We start from the raw sequence: 6,596 nt of genomic DNA on the forward strand, positions 1-6,596 counted from the left end.
GATCGGGGCGCCGCTGGGTGCAGGGGACGACGCCGGGGGCGACGAGGTCGAGGCCGTCGAAGAAGGAGGCCATCTCCTCGGGGCTGCGGAGCCGGTACTGGACCGGGCCCCGGTCGTTGTGCTGCTCCTGGGCGGCGCGGAGTTCCGCGTTGGTGTCGGTGCCGTCGCAGATCAGGACGTGGCTGCCGGAGGGGAGCGGGGCGAGGAGACGGCGGACCAGGTCGCGGGCCAGGTCGTCGTCCATGACGTGGCCGAGGATGCCGCTGAGGATGAGTGCGACGGGCTCGTCGAAGTCGAGGGTCTCGCGTGCCGCCTCCACTATGGCCTCGGGCTCGTGGAGGTCGGCGTGCAGGTAGGTGGTGGCGCCCTCGGGGCTGCCGACGAGCAGGGCCTGGGCGTGGGCGAGGACCAGCGGGTCGTTGTCGACGTAGACCACCCGGCACTCGGGGGCCACGCGCTGGGCGAGCTCGTGGGTGTTGTCGACGGTGGGCAGGCCCGTGCCGACGTCGAGGAACTGGCGGATGCCGGCGTCCGCGGCGAGATAGGTGACACCACGGCGCAGGAAGGAGCGGAAGGAGCGGGCGTTCTCGGCGATCTGCGGGAACGCCGCCTGGAACTGCTCGGCGGCCTGCTGGTCGACCGGGTAGTTGTCCTTGCCGCCCAGCCAGTAGTTCCAGATCCGGGCTGAGTGCGGTATCGAGGTGTTGATCTCCGGTGCCGGTCCGCTGGAGGTGAAGGGGGTGGTCGCCATGCGCTGCTCTCCTGTCCCACGGGTGATCTCCGCCAACGCGCATGTTACGAGGTGGATTTGGGGAGTGCGGGGGAAACGGGATGCCGTCCCGGTGGTGAGTTCGGTCCCGGTCCCGGTCCCCGTCCCGGTTCCGGTGTCGGTGATCGCGGCGTGGAACTTCCCTCGTTCCCTTTCCCTCGGCCTCCAGCCCTGTGGTGGTCCACCGGCGGGAGTCGCGCCGTGTTCGGTGAGGCGGTCCGCACCTCGGCCGTGGCTCGACGGTGATCGTGCACAAGCTCCGGGGGCGGCGCAAATTGCTTCGCTCCGGGCCGCCCCGTCCTCCTAGGGTCGCGTTCCATGAGTACCTTCATGCCCCGCCCGCGCATCGGCGCCGACGATCTCGTCGGCGCCCTGCGGGCCCGTGACCGGCGGGCGCGCGTGAGGCGGGACGTCACCGAGGCGGGCGTCGAGGTGGTCGGCGTCCAGGTCGAGCAGGTTCGGGTGCGGGCGGTGTGGGAGGAGTGGCGCCGGAAGCACCCGGAGACCGGCTGGTGGCCGTACGTCACGCCGAGATCGCCGAACGACGTCGTCCGCAACGGGGTGCACGACGCCTTCGACTCCGCCGCCCTGGAGGACCTGCTGGCCGAGGTGGCCGGCCAGGACCACGACGCGCGTGCCGCCTCCGTGGTGGTGTCGAACTTCAGGAGGTCGGTCGACTGCACCGGAGACCAGGAGGAGTGGCGCGACGACTACGACGCGGACCGGCTGGCGCTCCGGCTGGGCCCGGAGCTGGCGGAGCCCCTGCCCGGGGTGCCACGGTGGGGGAGCGGGGACGGCCCGTTCGGCGGGGGCCGCTGGGTCAACTTCGTGGCCGCGCGCGGCGGTCACGAAGTGCCGGTGGTCCTGCCCTACCTGTACGGCACGGCCAACTGGTGGGGGTACGGCGACCGGATCCTGACGCCCGCCGACGACGCGGCCCTGCTCCGGCGCTGGCACGAGAGGTGGGGGGCCGAACTGTTCTTCGCCGAGGGCGCCTGCCTCGAGCTGGTGGTCGACCGGCCGCCCCTCGGACCGCGGGACGCCGCCGAGGCGACCTGTGAACTGCTGGGCTACTGCGACGACACCGTGCAGGTCCCGGAACGGGACGGCGACGGCATGGTCCGGTCGACCATGTGGTCGCTCTGGTGGGACTGACGGCCCGCACGATGCGGGGAAGGCGGGCGCGCGGCTGTCCCTGGGGCACGCGCCCGCCTTGCTGGAGGGCCCGAACCGTGCGCCGGTGCGTCGGCCCGGACGGCCGGGGGAGGGGCCGGTCGGGGAAGGGGCCGAAGAGGTGGACGGGACCGCCCGGCAGCGGTCCCGTCCACCTGTCTCCGCGTCCCCCACGCGCGGCTCCCCGTCGGGTCCGGGCCTAGGCGGCCTGGACCTCGTAGGTCGTCAGGCGGACCGTCTCGTCGTCCAGGCACACGCCCGTGGCGAGGTCGAAGCGCTGCTTCAGCAGGGGTGAGGCGACGAAGGGGTGGCCCTGGCGGCTGCCGAGGAGGCCGCGGGAGAGGACGGCCGCGCCGGTGAAGGGGTCGCGGTTGTCGACGGCGTGGAGGCGGCCCGCGCGGTCGAGGAAGACGGCGGCCTGGCGGCCGTCGGGCAGTAGGACGGCGACACCGCGGCCGGGGACCAGGCGATCCAGGTCGCAGACGGTCAGCCAGTCCTCGCCGGCCTTCAGGCGGACGGCCGTGCCGGTGAGGGTGGCGGCAGGGCCAACAGTGGCGGCAGTGCCAACAGTGGCAGCGGTGACGACGGCAGTGCTCATCGGGTCGCGGTCCCTTCCATCTGGCGGGTGCCGATCTGCAGCAGCGGCAGGTCCGGCTTGATCTGGCCGCGCTCGGGGACGAACGCGACCATCGGGTCGGGGGTCTCGGGGGCGTTGACGAAGGAGACGAAGCGGTCCAGCTTCTCCGGGTCCGCCAGCACCGCCGCCCACTCGTCGCGGTAGTGGGCCACGTGCGCGGCCATCAGCCGCTCCAGCTCGTCGCAGATGCCGAGCGAGTCGTGGACGACCACGTCGCGCACGTGGTCCAGGCCGCCGGGGATCCGGTCCAGCCACACCGAGGTGCGCTCCAGCCGGTCGGCGGTGCGGATGTAGAACATCAGGAACCGGTCGATGAGGCGGACGAGTTCCGCGTCGGAGAGGTCCTGGGCGAGCAGGTCCGCGTGGCGCGGCGTCGCGCCGCCGTTGCCGCCGACGTACAGGTTCCAGCCGTTGGCGGTGGCGATGACGCCGAAGTCCTTGGACTGGGCCTCCGCGCACTCACGGGCGCAGCCGGAGACCGCGGACTTGAGCTTGTGCGGCGAGCGCAGGCCCCGGTAGCGCAGCTCCAGGTCGATGGCCATGCGGACCGAGTCCTGGACGCCGTAGCGGCACCAGGTCTGCCCGACGCACGACTTCACCGTGCGCAGCGACTTGCCGTAGGCGTGGCCGGACTCGAAGCCGGCGTCGACCAGGCGTGCCCAGATGCGGGGCAGTTGTTCGACGCGGGCGCCGAACATGTCGATCCGCTGGCCGCCGGTGATCTTCGTGTAGAGGCCGAAGTCGCGGGCGATCTCGCCGATCACGATCAGCTTCTCCGGGGCGATCTCACCGCCGGGGATGCGCGGGACCACCGAGTAGGAGCCGTTCTTCTGCAGGTTGGCGAGGAAGTGGTCGTTGGTGTCCTGGAGGGCCGACTGCTCGCCGTCCAGGACGTGGGTGTCCGCGCCGATGGCGGGAGCGAGGGTGGCCAGCATGTTGGCGACGGAGGGCTTGCAGATCTCGCAGCCGTCGCCGCCGCGGGCCTCCTCGCGGCCGTGGCGGTCCAGCAGCTCCCGGTAGGAGGTGACACGGAGGGCGAGGACGATCTCGTACAGCTCCTCGCGGGTCTGGGCGAAGCAGCCGCACAGGCCCTTGTCGACCTCGATGCCGCTCGCCTCCAGCTCCGCCTCGACGAGCTGCCCCAGCACCTTCACGCAGGAGCCGCAGCCGGTGCCGGCCTTGGTGCACTTCTTCACCTCGGGCACCGTCACGCACCGGTGGTCGGTGACCGCGCCGCGGATCGCGCCCTTGGTGACGTTGTGGCAGGAGCAGATGATCGCCTCGTCCGGCAGCGCGGAGGGGCCGAGCTGCGCCCCGCCGCCCGCGGCCCCGGCGGGCAGCACCAGGCTCTCCGGGGAGACGGGCGGGACCGAGCCGGTGAGCGCCCGCAGCGTGCCGTAGGCCTCGGCGTCGCCGACCAGGATGCCGCCCAGCAGGGTGCCGTCCCGGCCGACGACCAGCTTCTTGTACAGGCCGGCCCGGGAGTCGGAGTACACGACGTCCAGGCAGCCCTCGGCGGCGCCGTGCGCGTCGCCGAAGGAGGCCACGTCCACGCCGAGCAGCTTCAGCTTGGTGGAGAGGTCCGCGCCGGTGAACGTGGCGGCCTCGTCGGAGGCGATCGCGGCGGCCGCGGTCTGCGCCATCTCGTAACCGGGGGCGACCAGGCCGTACACCCGGCCGTCCGCCGCCAGGGCGCACTCGCCGATGGCGAAGACCCGCTCGTCGCCGAGGGTCCGGCAGTGCTCGTCGATGGCGATGCCGCCGCGTTCGCCGACCTGCAGGCCGCAGTCGCGGGCCAGCTGGTCGCGGGGGCGGACGCCGGCCGAGAAGATCACCAGGTCGACGGAGAGCTCGGCGCCGTTGGACAGCTTCATCCCGGTGACCGCGCCGTCCTCGCCGGTCAGCACCTCCTGGGTGCCGGCGCCGGTGTGCACGGTCAGGCCCATCTGCTCGATGGTGCGCAGCAGGGCCGCGCCGCCGCCGTCGTCGACCTGCACCGGCATCAGCCGGGGGGCGAACTCCACGATGTGCGCGTCGAGCCCGAGGCCCTTGAGCGCGCCGGCCGCCTCCAGTCCGAGCAGGCCGCCGCCGACCACCGCGCCGGTGACCGCCCGCGCCTTCGCCCACTCCTCGATGGCCAGCAGGTCCTCGATCGTGCGGTAGACGAAGCAGCCGTCGGCGTCCTTGCCGGGGACCGGCGGGACGAACGGGTAGGAGCCGGTGGCCAGCACGAGGGTGTCGTAGGGGACGGTCAGCCCCGAGCGGGCGGTGACCGTCCGGGCCTCGCGGTCGATCGACTCGGCCGGGTCGCCCAGGTGCAGCTCGATGCCGTGCTTCTCGATGAACCCGAGTTCCGTCATGGAGAGTTCGTCGGGCGTGGTGCCGGAGAAGTAGGAGGTCAGGTGCACCCGGTCGTAGGCCGGGCGGGGCTCCTCGCAGAGCACGACCACCCGGTGCGTGGCGGTGAGCCCGCGCTCCGCCAGGGCCTCCAGGAAGCGCTGGCCGACCATGCCGTGGCCGACGAGCACGATCGTGGGGCGGACCGTGAGGGTGTCAGTGGTGGGCGTGGGCATCAGGAGCCTCCGTCGTTGGTGAGCAGGTGGAGCAGGGGGGCGCCGCCGGAGGGCAGCGGCTCTGCTCCCTCCCAGGCGCGGGCCAGCGCGCCGACCGTGCCGAGTTCGCCGACCAGCACGCCCCCGACCAGGCGGTCCTCGCGGACCACGACCTTGCGGTAGGTGCCGCGGGTGGCGTCGGCCAGCTGGACCACGTCGTCGCCGGGCAGCGGGGTGAGTTCGCCGAACGCGGCGAGGTCGAAGGGACGGTCGGAGAAGAGGGTCAGCCGGGTCAGGGCGCGGGTGCCGGTGTAGCGGGCGGTGTCGTCGCCCGCCAGGGACAGGGCGAGGGCCTCCGCCTGCTCCAGCGCGGGCGTGGCCAGCCCGTAGACCTGGCCGTCGTGCTCGGCGCAGTCGCCCAGCGCCCGCACGTGCGGGTCGCTGGTGCGCAGCCGGTCGTCGACGACGATCCCCTTGCGGACGTCGAGCCCCGCTCCCTGCGCCAGGCCGGTGCGGGGCCGGACCCCGCAGGCCAGCACCACCACGTCGGCGCCCAGGGCGTAGCCGTCGGCCATCTCCACCGAGCGGACCGCGCCCTCCACCACCCGGATGTCACGCACCCGCAGTTCGGTGTGGACCTCGACGCCGAGGTCCTCCAGGTGCCGTCGCACCAGCGCCGAGGCGGCGGGGTCCAGCTGGCGTTCCATCAGCCGCTCGGACTGCTGCGCCAGCACCACCTGCGCCCCGCGCTCGGCCAGCGCCCGGGCCGCGGACACGCCGAGCAGCCCGCCGCCCACCACGACCGCCCGGGTGCCGGGGCGCACCGCCGCCGACAGCTCCAGGCAGTCGTCCATGGTGCGGAACGCATGCACTCCGCGCGGCAGTTGGTGGTCGCCGACCGCGAACAGGCCGCGCAGCGGGGGCAGTACCGGGTTGGAGCCGGTGGCCAGGACGAGCGTCCCGTACTCCAGCTCGCGCCCGTCGTCGCAGAACACGCGCCGCGCGTCCCGGTCGATCTTCACCGCCCGGGCCCGCACCAGTCCGGCCGGCGCGGGCAGCTCGATCACCTCCGGGGCGTACCGCCCGGCCAGCACCTCGGCGAGCAGCACCCTGTTGTACGGCCGGTGCTCCTCCTCGCCGACCAGCACGGCCGGCACGCCCAGCTCGCCGAGCCGGCGGGCGAGGCGCACCCCCGCGGGACCGGCCCCGATCACCACCACACGCTGTTGCGACGTCATACCCGGAAGCGTGCGGCGTGGGTGTTACCCGGCCGCATCCCTCCCGTTTCCCGCGAGGAACGCTGCCCTCAGCGGAGGCGGGGGGACGGTGTGAGGGCGGTCGGCTTCAGCCCTGGAGGGCCAGCACGTACCACTGTCCGGCCGATGGGCCCCGCAGGTACAGGCGGCGGCCCCGCCCGACGGGGCGTGCGTACCGTTCGAGCGGCGCCCCGTTGGGGAGGGTGAGG

Annotated in this window: 5 protein-coding genes; 1 reads left to right on the forward strand and 4 read right to left on the reverse strand. The window is 73.5% G+C overall.

Annotation, left to right across the window (positions count from 1 at the left end; all coding sequences use genetic code 11):
• Positions 1-751, reverse strand: a 751-nt coding sequence (locus tag ACOV8S_RS21035; RefSeq protein WP_448319364.1) for an SAM-dependent methyltransferase, incomplete at its 3' end; no start/stop codon positions are given.
• 336 nt (positions 752-1,087) lie between these two features.
• Between ACOV8S_RS21035 and ACOV8S_RS21040 the strand changes: the two genes are divergently transcribed.
• A complete protein-coding gene (locus tag ACOV8S_RS21040) occupies positions 1,088-1,924 on the forward strand; it encodes a DUF4253 domain-containing protein (protein ID WP_448319366.1) in 837 nt (278 codons plus the stop codon).
• A 217-nt stretch (positions 1,925-2,141) separates the two neighbouring features.
• Here the strand turns inward: ACOV8S_RS21040 and nirD are convergent, their stop codons facing one another.
• Genes nirD through ACOV8S_RS21055 form a run of 3 tightly spaced genes read right to left on the reverse strand, consistent with a single transcriptional unit; the run spans position 2,142 to position 6,369 of the window.
• Positions 2,142-2,540, reverse strand: a complete 399-nt coding sequence (gene nirD, locus ACOV8S_RS21045; RefSeq protein ID WP_448319368.1) for a nitrite reductase small subunit NirD — start codon at positions 2,538-2,540, stop codon at positions 2,142-2,144.
• On the reverse strand, positions 2,537-5,152 hold the full coding sequence (gene nirB, locus ACOV8S_RS21050; protein ID WP_448319369.1) for a nitrite reductase large subunit NirB: 2,616 nt from the start codon (positions 5,150-5,152) through the stop codon (positions 2,537-2,539). Before nirB ends, nirD begins: the two co-directional genes overlap by 4 nt.
• The gene (locus ACOV8S_RS21055; RefSeq protein ID WP_448319370.1) at positions 5,152-6,369 is read right to left on the reverse strand and encodes an NAD(P)/FAD-dependent oxidoreductase; all 1,218 of its coding nucleotides are present in this window, start codon (positions 6,367-6,369) and stop codon (positions 5,152-5,154) included. The genes nirB and ACOV8S_RS21055 overlap by 1 nt, the downstream gene beginning before the upstream one ends.
• Positions 6,370-6,596 lie beyond the last annotated feature (227 nt).

Source organism: Streptomyces sp. CO7 (genome assembly GCF_053474865.1).